The organism is Paenibacillus sp. 1A_MP2, from assembly GCF_052244825.1.
Classification (GTDB): Bacteria; Bacillota; Bacilli; order Paenibacillales; family Paenibacillaceae; genus Paenibacillus; species Paenibacillus vandeheii.
On the sequence record NZ_JBQQCS010000001.1, the window covers coordinates 4686476 to 4707434 of the forward strand.

Genomic DNA, 20959 nt, shown 5'->3' on the forward strand with positions numbered 1-20959 from the left:
ATTAAGGACTCACGACAAGCGATATCGCCAGCTGATCCCAACGAATATGCTCTTTCAATCTGCGGTTTACCTCTTCCAGCGTGAGCGATTCATACAACGGGAGCATATTGAAAAAATCACCACCGCGGAATTGCTGCCGCGTGAATTCATTTGCAATGTTTTCCGGTGAATTAAGCATGCGCAAATATCCACCTATTTTCTTTTTGCGTGCGCGCTCAAAATCGGTTGCATCGAACCCTTTTTCCACAATAGCATCAACTTCTTCACGGATGCGGGCAAGCAGCTGATCCGGGTCTTTGGTGTCCCCGCCAATAGCAGAAAAAGCATATTGCGGTGAACTGTTATATTCATGTCCAAAGCTGTCCGAAATCAGGTCTTCATCATACAGTTTTTGAAATAGCGGGGTACTGGAACCAAAGAGCAAATCCATCATCAATTTGGTTGTCATATCCCGACGTAACAGCTCTTCTCCTGTAAGTCCCACATCGGTTTCCTTGAAACCAAACAAACATTTGGGCAGGGACACAGCCAATTTGGATTCACGTCTCGCTTCCCCCACCTGCTCAGGTTCCTGTTCAAATATCCGCTCAATTCGACCTTGAGGCTTATAATTTTTCTCCGCCTGGTTCGAACGAACCATATCCAGCACTTCCTGCGGGTCTACTCCACCCACGACAAACAGAAGCATGTTACTTGGATGATAAAAAGAGTTGTAGCACGTATACAACGTTTCTTTGGTTATGGTGCCAATGGATTCAACGGTTCCGGCGATATCAATGTGAACGGGATGTTTCTGATACATCGCCTCAATCAAGCCAAAATAAACGCGCCAATCCGGATTATCAGCATACATATTAATTTCCTGGGCGATAATCCCTTTTTCCTTTTCCACATTCTGATCGGTGAAGTAAGGATTTTGCACAAAATCAACTAATGTTTGTATATTTTCATTGACGTGTTCCGTCGCCGAAAACAAATAAACGGTCTGGTCGAAACTGGTAAAAGCATTGGCAGACGCTCCATGAGAAGCAAATGTGGCAAAAATATCACCCGTTGGTTCTTCAAACATTTTGTGTTCCAGAAAATGAGCAATCCCGTCCGGAACCTTCACTTCTTCCTGTCCTTCAACCTGAAAATGATTGTCGACCGAGCCGTATTTGGTTGCAAATGTGGCATATGTTTTCTGGAAACCCGGTTTAGGCAAAATATAAACATGCAGCCCGTTATCCATTACTTCGTAATAAAGCGTTTCCTGCAAACGATCGTAAGTTATGCTCTCCACCGACTATTCCTCCTTCTCATCACGCAAGAAATAAATCGTATCCAGACGGAATTTTTCTGCCGCCTCACGAACATTTTCTTTGCTGATCTGTTCTACCTGGGCCAGCAGTTCCTCGGCGGTTCTCTCTTTGCCGGACAACTGCCGATTGAAATCATAAGCGATCAGCTCAAATGCAGAGTCCTGCATTTCCCTAAGCAAATTCCGGATCATCGCCTTGGTCTGGGACATTTCCAAATCAGTAATATTCCCGTTCTTCATTTCATCCAGCTGCTGCTTGATAATTTTGACCGCTTTTTCGTAATTGGGAATTTCAATCCCGGATTGGATCGTTGCAATACCTTTATGTCCGTCATAACGGGAAGAGGCATAATACGCCAGACTTTCTTTTTCACGAACATTAACAAACAGCTTGGAATGAGGATATCCTCCGAGAATGCCGTTATACATCAAAGCTGCTGCATACTGCGGATCACCATAAGTGATTGACGTACGAAGTCCCATATTCAGCTTGCCTTGGTTAACATTAAGCCGTTCTACCACGGTTTGCACTTCTTTATCTCCACGAACCGCTTCCCGTGTGTGATAGTCTGAAGAGGTCACACGGTCTACATTGAAATATCGCTGGACCAGGCTTTCTACCTCTTCCAGCGTGGTGTCGCCCACCACATACAAGTCCATACTTGCCTGCTGCAACCATTCCTGATACGAAGCTGTCAATGTTTCTGGATCTATGCCCGGCAAATCTTTGCGTTCACCAAGCGGGTGCAAGCGGTAAGGTTCGTTTTTACACATCTCCTCAATACTGCGTTCAGCAGCATAACGCATTTTGTCATTGACGATAGACTCCAGCATTTTGCGAACAGTCTCCCGCTCAGCATGTACATAAGAGGTTCGGAAATGTCCATCCTCCTGTGCAGGGCGTGTAAGCACCTCTCCAAGGAAAGCAAAAGAACGGTCCAGCAACTGCTCGTCCCCGCCAACAAAGGAATCATTAATGGTGTCCATACGGAACTGTACGATCTGGTAATCTCCACGTTTATAAACATCAAAGCCAAAACCCGCTCCATACAAATGTTCCAACTGTTCACGAAATTGCGTTGTTTCCGGATAGGATTCGGTCCCGCGCCGAAGTACGAAAGGTGTTAAGGCTACTTTGGTAACCGTATCTTCTTGCAGAGGAACCCCTGCGTAAAGTGATATCGCATATGTCTTAAACCGCTTTGTAGGAAGAACATGTATGCGGAATTCTTTCCGATTTCCTCGTTCAAATCCTGATGTATTCAAATGTCAAAACCCCTTTACGGCGTCATTTGTCGTGCAATAAGTGAAGCTTAAACGTAACAACCATTTTAACCCATTCAAAAGGCAAGAAGCAACCGAAGTCACGCCTTCTGGTTGCTTCCAAGATCATCACATACAGAATATATGCTGCCCGATTGTTTTCACCTGAGGACGAGTCCAGATCCATTTGGATGTAGCTGTCTTCGGGTTAAAATAATAGAGGCATCCACCGGATGGATCCCAACCATTTATCGCCTGTTCAACTGCTTTTTTAGCTTGGGCATTCGGTTCCAGATAAATCTGGCCGTCTGCAACGGCGGTAAATGCACCTGGCTGGAAAATTACTCCTGACGGTGTGTTCGGGAAACTCGGCGATTTAACGCGATTCAGAATAACAGCCGCTACGGCCACTTGACCTTCGAATGGCTCTCCGCGAGATTCACCATATACGGCGTTAGCCATAATTTTGATTTCGTTCTCCGACAGCCCCATGGAATTGGCTGAGCCCATATTGTCCTGCTCTTTGTCTGCCGTATTGTTGTTGTTGCCACCATTTCCTGAACCTTGATCCTTATGCAACGGCGTTTCTGTTGGCGACCACTGTTTTGAAGCATTGTAAAGTTTCAGCTTGGTTTTGGCTCCAACCACACCATCTACCTTCATCCCGAATTCAGATTGAAACCATTTTACCGATTTCAGTGTGGTGCTGCCGAAATTACTGTCAATTTTACCATTGTAAAATCCCAAATACTTCAGTCGGCCTTGAAGCTCATATACATCTTGGCCATAACTTCCATATTTCACAGCATTGGTGCTAAAGGTGGGTAAGGACTTCTCTTCGACCTGCGGGGTACTTTGGTTTAGACTTTCGGTTGCTGTATTCCCAGGAAGCATATAACGAATTCCCAATGCGGACATCAGCAAAATAGCAGTGAAAAGCCATATGTTCATTTTTCGCATCGACTGAGCTCTACCTTTCTCTTGTGGGATTAACAGAATCGCTAAGGTTATTATGACAAGCATACTTCGTTCCTATGCACCAAATCAGACGATCATTGGACATCATGGCAAAACTTTAGTCCAATGGCATGCAAAAAGCCCTTAACCAATAAGGTTAAGGGCTTAAACTCGCTTGCATCCGCTGTGGATTACGAGCTTATTTTATTCTGTTGATACTGCTCCAGCGAGATCAATACTTCCCTTGGTTTGCTCCCCTCGTAAGGACCAATCACGCCTCGGGCTTCCATGGAGTCAATCAAACGTGCTGCACGTGTATAACCGACCCGCATTCGACGCTGCAGCAGAGAGACCGAGGCTTGCTTTGCCTCCAAAATAATCTGCACCGCCTGTTCATATAACTCATCCTGTACTTCATCTGCTGCCTGAACGGAATCATCCACCTCAGGCACAATGGATTCGTCATACTGTGCTTCACCTTGGCCACGCACGTAATTCACGATATTTTCAACTTCCTCATCACTCATGAAAGCGCCTTGTACACGAACCGGCTTCGAAGCTCCCATTGGCATGAACAGCATATCTCCACGACCCAGCAGTTTCTCGGCCCCACCCATATCCAGAATCGTTCGGGAATCCACTTGAGAGGATACACCGAAGGCAATCCGGGACGGGATGTTGGCTTTAATTACACCTGTAATAACATCTACAGAAGGACGCTGAGTGGCAATAATCAAATGGATACCGGCGGCACGTGCCATCTGAGCCAATCGGGCAATCGCGTCTTCCACATCACCTGCGGCAACCATCATAAGGTCTGCCAGCTCGTCCACGATAACAACGATATAAGGCAACACTGCGGCTGGATTGTCCTTCATGAGATTGTTGTACCCTTCAACGTTACGTGTACCCGATTTGGAGAACAGCTCATACCTTTTCTCCATCTCAACGACAATCTTTTTGAGAGCAAGTGAAGCTCTTTTGGGATCGGTTACGACAGGTGCCATCAAATGCGGAATACCGTTATATACGTTCAGCTCGACCATTTTGGGATCGACCATCAGAAATTTCACTTCATCCGGCTTCGCTTTGTACAGGATGCTGGTAATAATTCCGTTAATACATACGGATTTACCTGAACCCGTCGCACCAGCAACCAGCAAATGGGGCATACGAGCCAGATTACCGATAATCGTCTGTCCGGAGATATCTCGTCCAAATGCGATAGTCACTTTGGATTCGGCATCCTGGAATGTGGCTGTCTCCATGACCTCCCGCATCGTTACAACGGATACCTCTCCATTAGGCACCTCAATACCTATAGCAGATTTGCCGGGAATAGGTGCTTCCATCCGGATATCCTTTGCCGCCAGGGCTAAAGCAATATCGTCTGTCAGGCTTACAATTCTGCTGACCTTCACTCCTATATCCGGTTGGATCTCATATCGTGTAACAGCAGGTCCTCTGACCACTTCAAGAACTTTGGCGCGAACACCGAAGCTTTCCAGCGTTGCTTCCAGCTTGCGAGCAGTCTGCATATAATCCTTCTGGTCGCCACTCTTGCCTCCATTATTGGGCTTGGAAAGAAGTCGGAACGACGGAAGCTTATAAGGTTTCGGAGGTGGTGGTGGCTTAACAGGTTGCACTTCCTGCCCCTCCGTATCCGAACCTTGAGCCGCATTGCTCAACGTAGACTCAACGTCTGAAATACCGTCCACAGCATCCATCACATCTGCTCCAGCATTCGCGGTTTCAGCCCACTCATTAGTATCCAGTATTTCATCTGAAACCTTGATTGGAAGCTCTTCTCCCTGCATATTAGCCGTTAGATCCTCTGGAAAAGGATACGCATCATCCAGATCATCATCTTTACTCGCATCCTCTGCTCTGACGTGTTCAAAGAAGTCACGGATAATTGGAGCTGAACTAGATCTTGATTGCACAGCAACAGCTGCTGGAGCCGTTGTATCAGATGCGGTGATTGGCCCGTCTTGCCATGCATCTGCAAGGTTTTCCTGCTCTGCTCGGTAGACAACATGTTCCGTGTCTGAAGAATCATCCTGATCCAACTCACGCTCAGCCTTCATCCGTTCCCGATCAGAACCCCATTTTCCAAATAATTGGAAAAATATAGGTGATTTTCGTTTCGGTAGCTGCTGATCATGCATTTCATCGTCATCATCTTCCTCGTCGTCCACTACTGGAACAGGCACCACTTTACGGACATTCCCACTTTTCTTGCCCGCAGAGCTTGAAGCGGTACGAGTTGCCGGTCTAGCCTCCAGCCTTTTGTACATCGCACTTCCTGCATCCCATATCTTCGTTCTGAAAATGCGGATCAGATCGACATAAGAAAGATTGGTAATCAGCATGAAACTGATAATGAACATGACGATCATAATCAAACGTGCACCCAAGCTGCCAAACAACCACAAGAACAAGGCAAATTGCGCCGCTCCGATATAACCGCCGCTAATGTCCTTATTGAGCATGGAATCCCTTTCGCCTGGCGCAGCAGGCGTGAGCAGCTCGGTTTGCATATCATTATGTATCTGTGTAAGTACAGCACCAGGCTCAAGAGCTCCAACCGGTATAAGCTTCTGGTGCATGGCAGAGACGGTGCTCATCAGGGTTAAGGCGAACACCAGCAATACGAGCCCTGTCTTGCGCGTTGTCCAGCCGCTTGGCCATTTTCGATGAATCATCACCATTAAGCCATAATAGATCCCTATAAGCGGAATCGCAAAATAAAACTTCCCAAGCATTAATCCAAACATCTTGGAAAGCGATCGTCCTACGGTTGCTTCACCCGACAAAGCGATGACGGCAAGGGTTATAAGCACAATGCCGTAAATTTCATATTTTAAAACGCCGCTAAACGCTGCGGCCTTTTTTTTCCTCTTTTTCTTCTGGCCAAAATCAGGTCACCCCCAGAAGAATATTATACCATACAAATATAATCCGTACATATGTTCTTTTTCTGCTCAATTTGTCTCATTTCGTCGTGTTATGTTGGTCCCGGGTTACCCGAAAGCGGAACGATAGATCCGGCATATTGGCGGGATTCAGATAAGCTTCCAAGGGGCATTCAAGTAAACGTACAATGACAGCCTCATGTTCATTAACAGGTCTGACCTGCATCAATAACCCATTCATCTTGATCTCCCGGGTGTCTTCTCCCTCATTCCACATCCCTGACCATAGTAGTTCAGGTGGCATCACTGTGTAGAGTGTCATTGGGTATAGCCCCTGCCTGCAGCGTCTGTCTCTTGTCTCCGATGAGCTGATTCAACTGGGCAATGGCCTGACCAATCCCGCCTACGGCATCCATCAATCCGTATTTGACCGCATCAGCACTTCCCACAGCTGTTCCGATATCCCGGTTGAGTTCGCCTGTCTTAAACATCAGTTCCTTGAACATTTCTTCAGAGATATTCGAGTGCGACGTAACAAATCTGACAACACGTTCCTGCATCTTCTCCATGTACTCAAACGTCTGAGGCACACCAATAACGAGTCCGTTCATGCGGATCGGATGAATGGTCATTGTTGCACTACCCGCGATTAGCGAATAGGTTGAGGCAACCGCGATCGGAACTCCGATGCTATGCCCTCCTCCAATGACGACCGTAACTGTAGGTTTACTGAGTGAAGCAATCATTTCAGCAATAGCCAAGCCCGCCTCCACATCTCCGCCTACCGTGTTTAAAATGATCAGAATGCCTTCAATTCGCTGGTTCTGCTCTGCTGCAACCAGCTGTGGAATGATATGTTCATACTTTGTTGTTTTGTTTTGCGGAGGTAAAATTAAATGTCCTTCCACCTGACCGATGATGGTCATGCAGTAGATGTTCGATTCAGCTGCGGGGACTGCGTCTGTCCAAATTGCTGAATGGCTTCCGTTACAGGAGACATGGTCTTTTCCTCTTGTGCAGGTACTTCTGGTGCCTCGATGCTCGGTTGTTCCGATTTAGGTGTTTGCTTGTTTTTCATGTATTCGCTCATTCGATTACTCCCCTTCTCCAGAAACATGTAATGTATTTCCTTAGTATGGGGAATGTTCCAGCTGACTTATACCCGATTACTCATCAATTTCTCCTTAATCTGGTGTAGAACCAGAAAACAACAAAAAAAGCCCCTTCTCTACGAGGAACCGTCCAATATTACTCGTAGAGAAGGGGCGACTGTGTGCCTGAATTTATGTTTTGTTTTGTTTTGTTTGATTTATTTTAAACTTCCATAATGATAGGCAAAATCATCGGTCTACGACGAGTTTGCTCATACAAGAAGCGTCCGAGTGCATCTTTAACATTCGTTTTGAGTGAAGCCCATTCGTTAACGTTCTCACTCATCAACTTCTGCAATGTGCTGCTGACGATGCGATTGGCTTCATCAAGCAGTCCTTCCGATTCGCGTACATAGACAAATCCACGAGAGATAATGTCCGGACCGGAAACAATTTTGCCATCCTGTTTGCTCAGCGTTACCACGACAACCAGAATACCATCCTGCGACAGCAATTTACGGTCACGCAATACGATGTTACCTACATCGCCTACACCCAAACCGTCGATCAACACGTTACCTGCAGTAACTTTACCTGCCTTACGAGCGGCTCCGCCTTGAATTTCAACCACTTCACCGATATCCGTAATGAAAATGTTATCTGGATCAATGCCTACAGATTCAGCCAGTACCGCGTGGCGGCGCTGCATACGGAATTCACCGTGAATCGGCAGGAAATATTTCGGTTTCATCAGGTTAAGCATCAGTTTCAGCTCTTCCTGGCTACCGTGACCAGATACGTGAACGCCACTGTTTGCACCGCTGTAATGCACGTTGGCACCCAAACGGAACAGTTCGTCAATCGTACGGCCTACATATTTCTCATTACCTGGAACTGGTGTTGCTGCGATAATTACGGTGTCTCCAGGTAGAATATCTACCTTACGGTGAGTGGAACGAGCCATACGTGTCAACGCTGACATCGGCTCGCCTTGGCTACCTGTGCAGAGAATTACTACACGGTCAGCAGCCATTTTGCCTACTTCTTCCGGCTCAATGATCATGCCGTCTGGAATCTCAAGGTAACCCAGTTCAGAAGCAATGCCCACCACATTTACCATACTGCGTCCAATAACTGCGACTTTACGTCCAGTTACTTCAGCTGCATTGATAACCTGTTGAATCCGGTGTACGTTGGAAGCAAATGTTGCTACAACGACACGTTGGCTTGCTTTGCGGAAGATGTCTTCCAGAACGATACCCACATTTTTCTCCGAAGGTGTAAATCCAGGTTTCTCTGCGTTGGTACTATCGGACAAGAGGGCAAGTACGCCATTCGTTCCGATCTGAGCCATACGCTGGAGATCTGCATACTGACCATTGACTGGAGTGTGGTCAAATTTGAAGTCACCTGTATGAACAACTGCGCCTTCCGGTGTTTCGACACATACGCCGACGGAATCCGGAATACTATGGTTAGTAGCGAAGAACGTTGCTTTTAATACAGAGCCGAGTTGAATCTCGGAATCCGCATCAATCAGGATGCGCTTTGTTTCACCCAGCAAATTGGCTTCTTTCAGCTTGTTCTCCACAAGTCCGAGAGTCAGCCTTGTTCCGTATACCGGAACATTCAAGTGTTTCAGAACATATGGCAGACCACCGATATGATCCTCATGTCCGTGAGTCAAAATAATCCCTCTTACTTTGTCACGGTTTTCAGTCAGATAAGAAATGTCAGGAATGACAATGTCGATTCCAAGCATATCTTCTTCCGGGAATTTAAGACCAGCATCTACGACTACAATGTCGTTCGCGTATTGGATGACGTACATATTTTTACCAATCTCGCCTACGCCGCCCAAAGCAAAAATCATCAGTTTATCGTTGTTATTTTTCTTAGACAAATGAATCTAAACCTCCTATGGTAGTTGGACGTCGTACCTTATTATTTTATTGTAAGTTAAGAAAAGCAGTCCATCACACCCATGCCCGTAAATAGGGATGAATGCAAAAGAGCACCTTTATTCACGATATTTGGAAGAAGTTCTTCGAAGTTATTCCCCTTCACCCACAAGATGGATTCTGAAATGATCCTTCTTAGCCGTTCCTTCCTTTTTCACCACAAAGCCACACCAAGAAACGATGTCGCTTTCAATTTCAAAAAAATACCGCACCCAGTCACTTGACATCATTATACATGATTAAAAACAAAAAAAACAAGTCACTCTCTCGTTAACCCCTACGTTTACCCACAGTTGTGAAAAGAAACCTAACAATTGTCGTCAAAAAAAAGAACCGCCTCCTCTTAACGCGGAGCGGTTCTTCTGTCATTTTTATAGTTTATAAAAGTTAACAATTTTAGTTCCATATCCGCATGCTTACTCGTTTAACAGCCTACGAATAAACTCTTGCTCATCCTCTGTTGGGGCAATAAGCGGAAGGCGTACGGATCCTACGTTCAGACCTCGCAATGTAAGAGCGTATTTCACCGCCACAGGGTTCGGTAAAGGCTGCGGGCACTCGAATAGGCCTTTGAACACCGGAAACAACTTCTGATGAATCTGAGCCGCCTGTACAGGCGCTCCACCGAAGAAGGCATCAATCATTTGTTTCATCTCAGCGCCTACCACATGACTCGCAACGCTAACAATCCCATAAGCGCCTACAGCTATGGCAGGCAAGCCAGCAGCGTCATCACCGGAATACACCTTAAAATGTTCCGGTGCCCCCGCAGAAATCTGCGTGACTTGCTCCAAAGATACACATTCCTTCGTAGCTACAATGTTAGGAATCTGAGCCAAACGAAGCGTTGTTGCAGCCGAAAGACTGGCTGCGGTACGCCCAGGAACGTTATATAACATAATTGGTAGTTTCGTTGCGTTAGCGATCGCTTCAAAATGTCTATACATTCCCTCTTGACTTGGTTTGTTGTAATAAGGAACAACCAGCAAAACGCCATCTACGCCAGCACGTTCAGCGTCCTGAGTCAGATGGATTGAATGGGCGGTGTTATTGCTACCTGTTCCGGCAATAATTTTGCACCGTCCAGCCGCATGTTTTACTGCGAATTCGAATAGCTCTATTTTTTCTTTGTCGCTTAGCGTGGGAGATTCTCCAGTTGTTCCTGAAACAACGAGCGTCTCAGACTTCTGATCTTCAATCAAATAGTCAATCAGACGTGCAGTTTCCTCCCAATGGATCCCCCTTGTTCGTTGAACGGAGTGACCATTGCTGTAATCAATCTTCCAAAGTCCAATTCGATTCCTCCTTCAAAACAGGTCCGGCTCGCTGACTTCGGCCTCCCTACAAGTGAAGTTCGAATGAGGCGTGAAGTGCCCTCAGAGCTTGAACCATATCTTCTTTTTCACAAGTACCCAAATCGTTGTATTGGAATCTGCAGATTGCAGGATCTGGATATCTGCCAGTGTCAGGGATTCCACGATCCGTGCCATAATGCCTGGCACTCCGTTAATACCTCCACCAATGACGGAAACTTTGGCGCAACCGGAAAGACTTTGCGGTTTAAGACCAATTTCCTGCAGTACCTGTATAGCTTTCTCGGAATCACTATCGAAAACGGTATAGACAACTCCCAAGGGGGTAACATTAATAAAATCTACGCTAATTGAGTTCTCTGCCATCGTTTTGAACACTTTCAGCTGTAAACGATCTGCACCGCCCGGCACTTCCACCGTTATTTGCGTAACATTACTTACATAAGCAATCCCTGTTACATATCGGTCAATTATGCCTGTCTGCACGTCCTGGAATCCTTCTGGATGCGTAACCAGCGTCCCTTCGCTATCAGCAAAGGTAGACCGTACACGCACTGGAATCTGGGATTGCATTGCAATCTCGACTGCACGTGGATGAATTACCTTGGCCCCTTGATGAGCCATATTACATATCTCGGCATAGCTCACAACAGTTAACGGGCGAGCATCTTCCACGATCCGTGGATCTGCTGTCAATATCCCATTTACATCCGTGTATATGTCCACCATCTCAGCTTGTAATGCTGCACCAAGAGCTGTTGCCGACGTATCGCTTCCCCACGACCAAGTGTCGTAAAGTCACCGTTCTCAGTCTGCCCCTGGAACCCTGTAACAATGACAACACGCCCAACCTGAAGCTGCTCCAGCACACGAACAGGACGGACATCCAAAATTCGGGCATTCCCGAAATTGTCGTCCGTCACAAAACCTGCTTGTGCACCGGTCAGCACTGTAGTTGGAATGCCTTCATGTTCAAGCAAACTGCTCAAAGTCGTCGCAGATATAATTTCACCACAGCACAGCAGTAAATCCTTTTCGCGTGCAGATAGTGCATTTCCGTTCTGTGCAGTCCAATCCAGTAGCGTATCCGTAGCATAAGGATCGCCGCGGCGACCCATCGCTGACACAACGATGACCAGACTCAAACCTGCTTCAAGTTCACGTTTAACATGACGGAGCACATGCTCTCTCGCCTGAACGGTAGAGAGAGACGTACCTCCGAATTTCTGTACCATGATGCGCATCTTTATTCCTCCATTTGTGTACGCAAGAAGACTGGACACGGGTCAATTCAACAAATGGATCACCCTAGGGAGCGTTCCGATGCGATAATTTCAGCAATTTATACGGCATTTCATGCCGCTCCTCTTTGGAGATTTTGTGTAACCATCCCCAAATGAAGGCCGCGGTTGTTATCGAGATCATGACGCACACGTTTCCCGTGCACTCATCCCGCTTGCCTGACCTAATCGTTTGCAAGCAGGATTGCCCTTTTGATGAAAGGAACGTGGGCACAGGTAGCTGTTCATGCCAGCATAACGTCCCCATGATTTTCTTTGTCTCTCGAACCATCTTCATTTCTTCAAGCGTATAACCGTTATCCCCGTAACTAAGTCTGTACAGAATCATGTCTGAAAACATGTTACGTTGGACCTAAGAAACTATTAAGCCTGTGCAGAACGCTGCACAATCATTGGCTGCAACTGTTTGCCTTCAAGCGCGCTCCAGCATGCCTCCGGAATGAGCTCCATTTTAGCCACTAACGAGTTTGGTTTTTTCACCGGGTCATCCTGCCCAAAGGGCACGAAATACAGATATTTGGCCACAAGCAGCTTGGCGATGTTCGCAGCATTCAACCCAAGACCGTCATTTGTGGAAATAGCGAGTACCAGCGGACGCTGATTTCGCATCTGGGCTTTGGCTGCCATTAAAACCGGACTGTCCGTCATCGCGTTAGCCAGCTTACTCGTCGTGTTGCCTGTGCATGGAGCAATTACGAGCACATCAAGCAACTTGGAAGGACCTAACGGCTCTGCCTCAACAATTGTAGAAATGATATCATTCCCCGTTATATCTTTCAACTGTTTTTGCCAATTTTGCGCGGTCCCGAAGCGTGTATCCGTAGTCAGAACCGAATTGGAAATAATCGGGACAACATTGGCTCCTTCGGCTACAAAGCGGCTAATCACCGGCATAACCTCTTCAAACGTACAATGAGAACCTGTAATTGCGTAACCTACCGTTTTTCCCTGCCAGTTCATTGTTCAACCTCCCGTGCGTTTTGTTCTTCCAAAAGCAAACGGATTAAAACGTCGGCAATAATGCCGCCAGCCGTTTTGGGAGCAACAATGCCGGGGAGGCCAGGCGCAAGCAGCGCTTTGATACCGCGTTTTTCGGCATACCTGAAATCACAGCCGCCAGGAGCGGATGCGAGGTCGATAATGACTGCTTTTTGCGGCATTTTGGACAGGATTTGTGCTGTGATTATCATAGTCGGTATCGTATTAAAAAGCAAGTCAACATCCCCGGTTTGAGCGGCCAAATCCGTTGTCATGAAAGGCTTCCAGCCCATTATCGCTGCTCGAGCAGCATCCTCTTCACGCCTGATTCCCACCCGTACTTTTGCTCCAAGTCCCTGAAGCGTTTTGGCCATTGTGAAACCTGTTCGACCCAAGCCGAGCACAATGCATTCCGAGCCGTGGATCGTGAAGTCCGTCTCCTGAATCGCCATGCCAATGGCGCCTTCGGCTGTCGGAATGGAGTTGTAGAGCGCGATATCATCACGATCAAGTACTTCAACAAGCCGCAGACCATTTTCCCGGCATAGATCACGTAAAAAAGGCTTCGCCATGCCAGTGAACACAATACAATGCTCCGGCAATGCCGCAATATGTTCCTTTTTCAAAAAAATTGAAGTATTACTGAACGAAGTACTCACTTTTCCCTGATCATCACACCCAACTACAGGAAGCACCAGTACATCTGCCGAAGCAAATACATCGTCCTCCAACTCCTGATGTTCAATACCCGGAATGGAATACTCCAGCTTATCGAAGCCCACCACGCTTACCGTAGCATCCAGCTCTGCGCACTTTTGAATGACTTCAAGCTGCCGTGCATCTCCGCCCATGACTATAATCCGGACACCGGTCAGCATCGGGACGTCACTCCTTTCACCACATGTATGCCTTATCGTATGCAGTGGCCCACAGCGGGGTGAAACAATTAAATTCAAGCATCCAAAGAAACATATCCTCTAACGTTCAAAACAGAAAAAAAGAGCCGCCCATTGGGGACGACTCTTCCAGAGCAAGCTCAGTAAATTAAATTATGAAACTCTTTTTACATCATATGCGCCGAACCAGCTATATCTCGGAACCATTATTTACCGGTATGACCAAATCCGCCTTCTCCACGTACCGTTTCCGATAGTTCAGCTACCTCTGTTAATTCAACTGCTGGAACGGTTTGAAAGACGATTTGGGCAATACGCTCCCCACGAACAATTGTGAATGGCTCCTGACCCAGGTTGATCAAAAGAACCTTAACTTCACCCCGATAATCGGCATCAATGGTGCCTGGTGTGTTCAGACAGGTAATCCCGTGTTTGAAAGCCAGTCCGCTGCGAGGGCGAATCTGTGCCTCCAATCCAGCTGGCATCGCCATTGCGAGTCCCGTAGGAATCAAAGTACGCTGACCCGGCTGCAGCACTACCTCTTCCTGCAATGCCGCAACTACATCAAAGCCGGAGGCCAGCTCTGACATTTTTTGAGGCAATTTAATATCTTCATTGCCCGGTAACTTTTGAATTTGAACGTAATGCAACAAAATCATCCCTTCTTAATCCAGCGATCGTACGATCCGAAGCACCGACCATAGCGAGCGCAAACGGCTCAGCAAACATCAGGTCCAGCACAGCATTAACATCGTCCATCGTCACTTCTTCAATTTTAGCAATCATTTCGTCCAGCGTATGGTGTCTGCCCAGCATCAGCTCGTTTTTGCCCAGGCGGTTCATTCGGCTGCCTGTGCTTTCCAAACTGAGGATCAGACTGCCTTTCAGCTGTTCTTTTCCTTTGCGCAGCTCATCTTCAGATAAACCATTTACAGCCAGATCATGCAGGACCTCTTTGGTCAGATCCAGCACTTCCTTCGTCTGTTTCGGGGCTGTACCTGCATATATGGTGAAGAGTCCACTATCGGCATGCGAACTATGATACGAATAAACGGAGTAAGCCAGACCACGTTTCTCCCGAATTTCCTGGAACAGTCTGGAGCTCATTCCTCCGCCTATCGCATTGTTCAGCACGACCATAGCGAACTGAAGCGGATCTCCAATTTTACATCCCGGGAACGAGATACAGATGTGATTTTGTTCCGTTTTCTTTTTATGAAAGAGTTGTCCGCTCTGGAACGCAGGTAGCGTGACTTGTTCAGCTACACCGTTGATATCAAAAGCACCAAAATGCTTTTCCATCAAATCGATTACACTGTCATCAATATTACCAGCGATACTAATAACGGTATTCTCAATCGTATAGTGCTCTTTCATATATGCACGCAGATGGCTGGAGTCCATCGCCTTGAGGCGCTCTTCGGTACCCAGAATCGGATAAGCCAGCGGATGCTCACCATAAGCAGCCAAAGCCATAAGATCATGGACCATGTCATCCGGCGTATCCTCATACATCGATATCTCTTCCAGAATGACGTTTTTCTCCTTGAGCAATTCACCATCATCCATTTTGGAGCGGAAGAACATATCCGACAACACATCCACTGCTATTGGCAGATGTTCATCCAATACTTTGGCGTAATAACAAGTGTATTCTTTCGAAGTGAACGCATTGACGTTACCACCAATTGCATCGAACTGCTCCGCAATCGCCTTGGCATCATAACGATCCGTTCCCTTGAACAACATGTGCTCAATAAAATGGGATACTCCGTTGTTTGCAGGCTGCTCATTACGAGAACCTGTCTTGACCCATATTCCAAATGACACGGAACGACAGGTCGGGATCTGTTCCATAACAACTCTGAGGCCATTGCCCAGCTGAATTTTTTTCACGGTTGGCCCTCCTACATCTCTATAATTGCCTAGATTTCAACGCGAGATCGAAATCGACATTTGGTTCCAACTGTTTGATATTAACAAAAAAACATCATTCACTCAACCGCTGAACCCTTCAACCGCTCGGATGACAACGTTTGACTAACGGTTCCAAGCGTCAAACCCTTGGCCCGTATGGAATCAATCATTCCTTTTAGAGCTCCTGAAGAAGCAGCCGTAGGATGCATTAGAATTAATGTGCCGGCTTCCACGTTTTTGGCGATCTTGGCTACAACAGAATCAGAACTCGGTTTGCGCCAATCCACGGTATCCAGAGTCCAAAGTACCGTTTGCAGTCCCATCCCGGAAGCAATGTCGACTGTTTGTTGATTAAAATCACCGGATGGCGGAGCAAACCAGTGGTTCTGCACACCCAACTTTTCTTTGAGCAGATCCTCGGTTTTACTGATTTCCAACTTGGCCCGCTCCGTACTCAACCGACTCATGTTCGGATGTGAGTATGCGTGATTCGATAACTCATGTCCACGCTTTTGGATTTCTTTGGCCAGTTCCTCGTTTTTGCTCAGCCAGCTGCCATCCAGAAAAAAAGTAGCTTTGACTTTTTCAGCATCAAGCGTATCTAGCATCGGGATAATGAATTCATTGCCCCATGCTACATTTATCATAAATGATACCATGGGTTTTTCGGGATTTCCCCGATAAATCGGGTGTGCACCCAAATCTTTAAGCTGAATTTCAGGTTCAGTCTGCCGATAGACATATGCTATCTTCGTATTCAGCGTCCCACCAAGCGCCTTGCGATACGTGGCCTCCACATCGATCTCTATCCCGTTATACCCGGGTATCGCTTTCCAAACCCGATCCACTCTGGCATTTACCGGAGCGATTTTCGTTTCGGCTGCTTTATCCCGGATCGCCGACAACAGCTGATCTTCTCCGGTTGCCTCTTTAAACATATCAAATGCATTTTGCGTGCCTGGCCCATCACGAATTTCCGTAATGTATGTACGTACACTGCCCACTTGTCCGACCATTATGACAGCTGCCATACCTACCATGACAGCCGCCAGCATTTTGGATTGGTTTTTCACAGCTCCATCCTCCCGCCGTCTTTGTCCCCATCATATGAGGACAAGGGCAAGAATATGAATAAAACAGGCTGTTCATGTAAACGATCTTCAAAGCTGGATTCAAAGGCTTTAATGGATAAAAAGTGATTTCAAAAAAAAGTATTTAAACGATAAAAAAAGAGCCAGAAATTCACATTCTGTCTCTTCATTCAATCTATCTTTTAAAAAACGATGGCACGCAGCCTAGGATTGAGCCGGAGCTTCGGCAGTCAATACGGCTTTGCGGGACAAGTTGATACGGCCTTGTGGATCAATTTCCGTTACTTTTACCGTAATGGAATCACCAATGGCAACCACATCTTCCACTTTAGCAACACGCTCAGTGGACAGTTGAGAGATGTGTACCAAACCTTCTTTGTTCGGCAACACTTCAACGAATGCACCAAACTTCTCAACACGTTTTACTTTACCGACATAAATCTCGCCGACCAGTACTTCGCGTACGATCCCTTCGATGATCGATTTGGCTTTATCATTCATCTCTTGGTTAGAAGAAGCGATAAAGACACGTCCATCCTGTTCAATATCAATTTTAACACCGGTTTCCTCGATGATTTTATTGATAATTTTACCACCTGCACCGATAACATCGCGGATTTTGTCCGGATTGATATGCATTGTTGTAATTTTAGGGGCATATTGTGACAATTGCTCACGTGGAGTTTTCATCACTTCAGTCATTTTGCTTAAGATGTGCATACGGCCTTCTTTGGCTTGAGCCAATGCTTCGGACAAAATTTGACGATCAATACCATCAATTTTGATGTCCATTTGAATAGCTGTTACACCATCAGGTGTTCCTGCTACTTTGAAGTCCATGTCACCGAGGTGATCTTCCATACCTTGAATATCACTCAGAATGGATACATGATCTCCGTCTTTGATCAGACCCATAGCTACACCCGCTACTGGAGCTTTGATTGGTACACCTGCGTCCATCATAGCCAATGTGCTGGCACAAATACTTGCCTGGGAAGTAGAACCGTTGGATTCCAGTACTTCGGATACCAGACGAATCGTGTATGGGAAGTCCGTTTCGGAAGGAATTACTTTGGAAAGAGCACGCTCACCCAGAGCACCATGTCCGATTTCACGACGGCCTGGAGCACGCAGTGGACGAGCTTCACCTACGCTGAACGGCGGGAAGTTGTAGTGATGCATGAAACGTTTCGTTTCTTCAAGACTGATTCCGTCCAAAATCTGAACATCACCCAGTGCACCAAGTGTACAAATGCTGAGCGCTTGTGTTTGACCACGAGTGAACAGACCTGAACCGTGAGTACGTGGCAGCAGGGAAGTATCACATTCAATTGGACGGATCTCAGCGAGTCCACGTCCATCCGGACGAACTTTGTCATGTGTGATAAGACGGCGCACTTCTTCTTTAACGATATCGTGCAGCACTTCTTTTACATCTTTGAGCAGTTCAGGAGTCTCAATATACTTCTCTTCGAAGTGAGCAACAGTTTCGTCATTCACAACATCGATTGCATCCTGACGTGCATGTTTCTCAGCAATTTTAACAGCTTCAACCAGACGAGCACTGGCGAACTCACGTACACTGCTGTTAACTTCAGCATTAACGGTATGCAATTTCACAGCCATTTTTTCTTTACCAGCCACTTGTACGAGTTGTTCAATGACTGCAACAATATTTTTGATCTCGTCATGTCCGAACATGATTGCTTCAAGCATTACTTCTTCCGGAACTTCGTTCGCTTCCGCTTCAACCATCATGATGGCATCTTTGGTTCCTGCAACAACGAGTTCAATCTCACTTATCTCAAGCTGTGCAATCGTTGGATTAATGATGAATTCGCCATCAATACGTCCAACTTTCACACCACCAATCGGTCCGCTAAATGGAACATCCGAAATGCTCAGTGCAGCCGATGTACCAATCATGGCAGCAATTTGCGGTTCGCAGTCCTGATCCACACTCATAACGATATTAAGAACTTGTACATCATTACGGAAACCTTCCGGGAACAAAGGACGAATCGGACGGTCTGTCAGACGGCTCGAAAGAATCGCTTTCTCACTCGGTCTGCCTTCACGTTTAATAAATCCACCTGGGATTTTACCTACGGCATACAATCTTTCTTCATAGTTTACCGTTAATGGGAAAAAGTCCAGATCTTTAGGCTCACTTGATGCTGTTACGGTACACAATACAACGGTATCTCCGTATGTTACCTTAACGGCAGCATTAGCCTGCTTGGCCAAACGCCCTGTTTCAAGCGTAAGCGTTCTTCCACCAAGCTGCATTTCAACACGCTGTTCCATGAAATCCCTCCTTTTAATCGTTCCTAACACAATGGATTCTGCATTTTCACAGTATTTCCTGCTTGTCCTGCATTCATTAACTCCACAGCAACATGCTCACTTGCAAAACAAAAGCTCCTTGCGGAGCCGTCAGCTACAAATATATGGCAACATGTTCATCTACAAAACAACCCGGCTGTAAGCTCCGCTTGTCCTTTTAGACAAAGGAATGACGGATAACAGCCAGGTTGATTTAGAAAACATGTACGATAATTAACGACGCAATCCGAGTTTTTCGATCAGTGCGCTGTAACGTTTAACATCTTTGTTTTTAACGTAAGCCAAAAGCTTACGACGTTGACCTACCATTTTCAAAAGTCCACGACGTGAGTGGTGGTCCTTCTTGTGCGTACGCAAGTGGTCTGTCAAACTTTTGATGTTTTCCGTAAGGATAGCAACTTGCACCTCAGGTGATCCAGTATCGGACTCATGAGTTTTGTGCTCGTCGATCAGTTGTTGTTTACGTTCTTGAGTCAATGCCATCCTATTCACCTCCTTCATTATAATCGCCATTAGCCTCGTCGCCGCCGGTGAGAGCAAGCAACCAAGCCAAGGTTATTTGTTGTCTCAAACGACAACGTAGTACATTATATCATAGTTGCCCAGACAAAGTAAATGTAAACCTGTATTTTATCCTGGACATCAAGATAACAGGCGGGCGGCGGTTAATGCATCTTCACGAATCTGACTGATCAATGCATCAATGGATTCAAACTTCCGTTCTGCACGAATGTAGTGAACGAGCTCAACCTTTAATTCCTGGTCATATAACAGCCCATCAAAATCAAGCAAGTGCACTTCAAACGTAGGTTTCATCCCGCTTTCGTGAAAGGTAGGTTTCACACCGAGATTCATGACGCCACGCAGTTCCTGCTCCCCATACTGCACCCGAACAGCGTAAACGCCTTTTGCCGGCGTAACATAATGATCCGTGAGTTCAAGGTTAGCGGTAGGAAACCCAATGGTCCGTCCACGTTTCTCCCCATGAATCACTGTTCCCCTGATGCTGTAAGGTCGTCCGAGCCACTGACTGGCTTCGTCCATTTCTCCCCGCTTCAACAGGCCACGAATAAGAGAACTGCTCACCTTCTCCCCGTTTAACAGGAATGGAGGTACCGTTTCCACCGTCATTTGGCCTTCTCCCAATGTGCGAAGAAGCTGCTCATCTCCTGCTCCCTTGTGACCGAAGCGGAAGTCAAAACCAACTACGGCTGTTCGAGTCTGAAGCGGAAGCAGCAGGTCATGTGCGAATTGCTGCGGCGTCAACTTTGAAAACGACTCATTGAATTCTACCACATAGAGTACGTCTACACCCATTTCAGACAGGATGTCTTCTTTATCTCTCAAGGGAGTAAGATAACCCTCGTAATCCCCTTTGCGCATAACTTCCTTCGGATGAGGATGAAAGGTCATCACCGCTGCCTGCATGCCCGTTTCGCGTGCAATGCGGACAGCTGACAAAATGACACTTGCATGTCCGAGATGCAGCCCGTCAAATTGGCCGATCGCGAGCACTTGGGGTTGTGTGCCCTGAACAGCCGAATCTAACGTCTGCGGATAGGTTAGCATTACGGTTTTCACAATCATTCACCTGCATTTCACTTGATAGGCCAGGCTTGAGTACCACCAC

14 protein-coding genes and 3 pseudogenes are annotated in these 20959 nt (G+C 46.6%); all 17 read right to left on the bottom strand.

Annotation, left to right across the window (positions count from 1 at the left end; translation table 11 throughout):
* Position 1: 1 nt before the first annotated feature.
* Positions 2 to 1282, bottom strand: coding sequence for an EF-P 5-aminopentanol modification-associated protein YfmH (gene yfmH / locus ACTWJ7_RS22880; protein WP_301879216.1), 1281 nt, complete (start codon positions 1280 to 1282; stop codon positions 2 to 4).
* A gap of 3 nt (positions 1283 to 1285) precedes the next feature.
* Entirely contained in the window at positions 1286 to 2566 is a 1281-nt protein-coding gene (gene yfmF, locus ACTWJ7_RS22885) for an EF-P 5-aminopentanol modification-associated protein YfmF (RefSeq protein ID WP_285079481.1), read from the bottom strand.
* Positions 2567 to 2692: 126 nt separating this feature from the next.
* Positions 2693 to 3523 (bottom strand): spore cortex-lytic enzyme, encoded by an 831-nt coding sequence (gene sleB, locus ACTWJ7_RS22890; protein ID WP_024630277.1) that lies wholly within the window; start codon positions 3521 to 3523, stop codon positions 2693 to 2695.
* Positions 3524 to 3711: 188 nt separating this feature from the next.
* Positions 3712 to 6375, bottom strand: coding sequence for a DNA translocase FtsK (locus tag ACTWJ7_RS22895; protein WP_443146411.1), 2664 nt, complete (start codon positions 6373 to 6375; stop codon positions 3712 to 3714).
* A 139-nt stretch (positions 6376 to 6514) separates the two neighbouring features.
* Entirely contained in the window at positions 6515 to 6757 is a 243-nt protein-coding gene (locus ACTWJ7_RS22900) for a YlzJ-like family protein (RefSeq protein WP_443145904.1), read from the bottom strand.
* A pseudogene (locus ACTWJ7_RS22905) lies at positions 6729 to 7513 on the bottom strand (ClpP family protease). Before ACTWJ7_RS22905 ends, ACTWJ7_RS22900 begins: the two are co-directional and overlap by 29 nt.
* Before the next feature lie 236 nt (positions 7514 to 7749).
* Complete coding sequence (locus tag ACTWJ7_RS22910; protein WP_024630273.1) at positions 7750 to 9429, bottom strand: ribonuclease J; 1680 nt, start codon at positions 9427 to 9429, stop codon at positions 7750 to 7752.
* Positions 9430 to 9903: 474 nt separating this feature from the next.
* Positions 9904 to 10781, bottom strand: a pseudogene (gene dapA, locus ACTWJ7_RS22915) (4-hydroxy-tetrahydrodipicolinate synthase).
* Positions 10782 to 10828: 47 nt separating this feature from the next.
* Positions 10829 to 12044: pseudogene (gene dapG, locus ACTWJ7_RS22920) on the bottom strand (aspartate kinase).
* Between the two features lie 420 nt (positions 12045 to 12464).
* Entirely contained in the window at positions 12465 to 13061 is a 597-nt protein-coding gene (locus ACTWJ7_RS22925) for a dipicolinate synthase subunit B (RefSeq protein WP_024630269.1), read from the bottom strand.
* A complete protein-coding gene (dpsA, locus tag ACTWJ7_RS22930; protein ID WP_079346921.1) occupies positions 13058 to 13957 on the bottom strand; it encodes a dipicolinate synthase subunit DpsA in 900 nt (299 codons plus the stop codon). Before dpsA ends, ACTWJ7_RS22925 begins: the two co-directional genes overlap by 4 nt.
* 224 nt (positions 13958 to 14181) lie before the next feature.
* Positions 14182 to 14628 carry a dUTP diphosphatase gene (dut, locus tag ACTWJ7_RS22935; RefSeq protein ID WP_024630267.1) on the bottom strand — a complete coding sequence of 149 codons (447 nt, stop codon included), beginning with the start codon at positions 14626 to 14628 and terminating at the stop codon, positions 14182 to 14184.
* Positions 14588 to 15871 (bottom strand): M16 family metallopeptidase, encoded by a 1284-nt coding sequence (locus ACTWJ7_RS22940; RefSeq protein ID WP_301879223.1) that lies wholly within the window; start codon positions 15869 to 15871, stop codon positions 14588 to 14590. The genes dut and ACTWJ7_RS22940 overlap by 41 nt, the downstream gene beginning before the upstream one ends.
* A 98-nt stretch (positions 15872 to 15969) precedes the next feature.
* Positions 15970 to 16947, bottom strand: a complete 978-nt coding sequence (locus tag ACTWJ7_RS22945; protein WP_301879552.1) for a polysaccharide deacetylase family protein — start codon at positions 16945 to 16947, stop codon at positions 15970 to 15972.
* A gap of 240 nt (positions 16948 to 17187) precedes the next feature.
* Positions 17188 to 19290: a polyribonucleotide nucleotidyltransferase gene (pnp, locus tag ACTWJ7_RS22950; protein WP_024630263.1), complete on the bottom strand. Its 2103-nt coding sequence runs from the start codon at positions 19288 to 19290 to the stop codon at positions 17188 to 17190.
* Positions 19291 to 19542: 252 nt separating this feature from the next.
* Positions 19543 to 19812, bottom strand: coding sequence for a 30S ribosomal protein S15 (gene rpsO, locus ACTWJ7_RS22955; RefSeq protein WP_024630262.1), 270 nt, complete (start codon positions 19810 to 19812; stop codon positions 19543 to 19545).
* 159 nt (positions 19813 to 19971) lie between these two features.
* A complete protein-coding gene (locus ACTWJ7_RS22960; RefSeq protein WP_301879224.1) occupies positions 19972 to 20910 on the bottom strand; it encodes a bifunctional riboflavin kinase/FAD synthetase in 939 nt (312 codons plus the stop codon).
* Between the last annotated feature and the right edge of the window lie 49 nt (positions 20911 to 20959).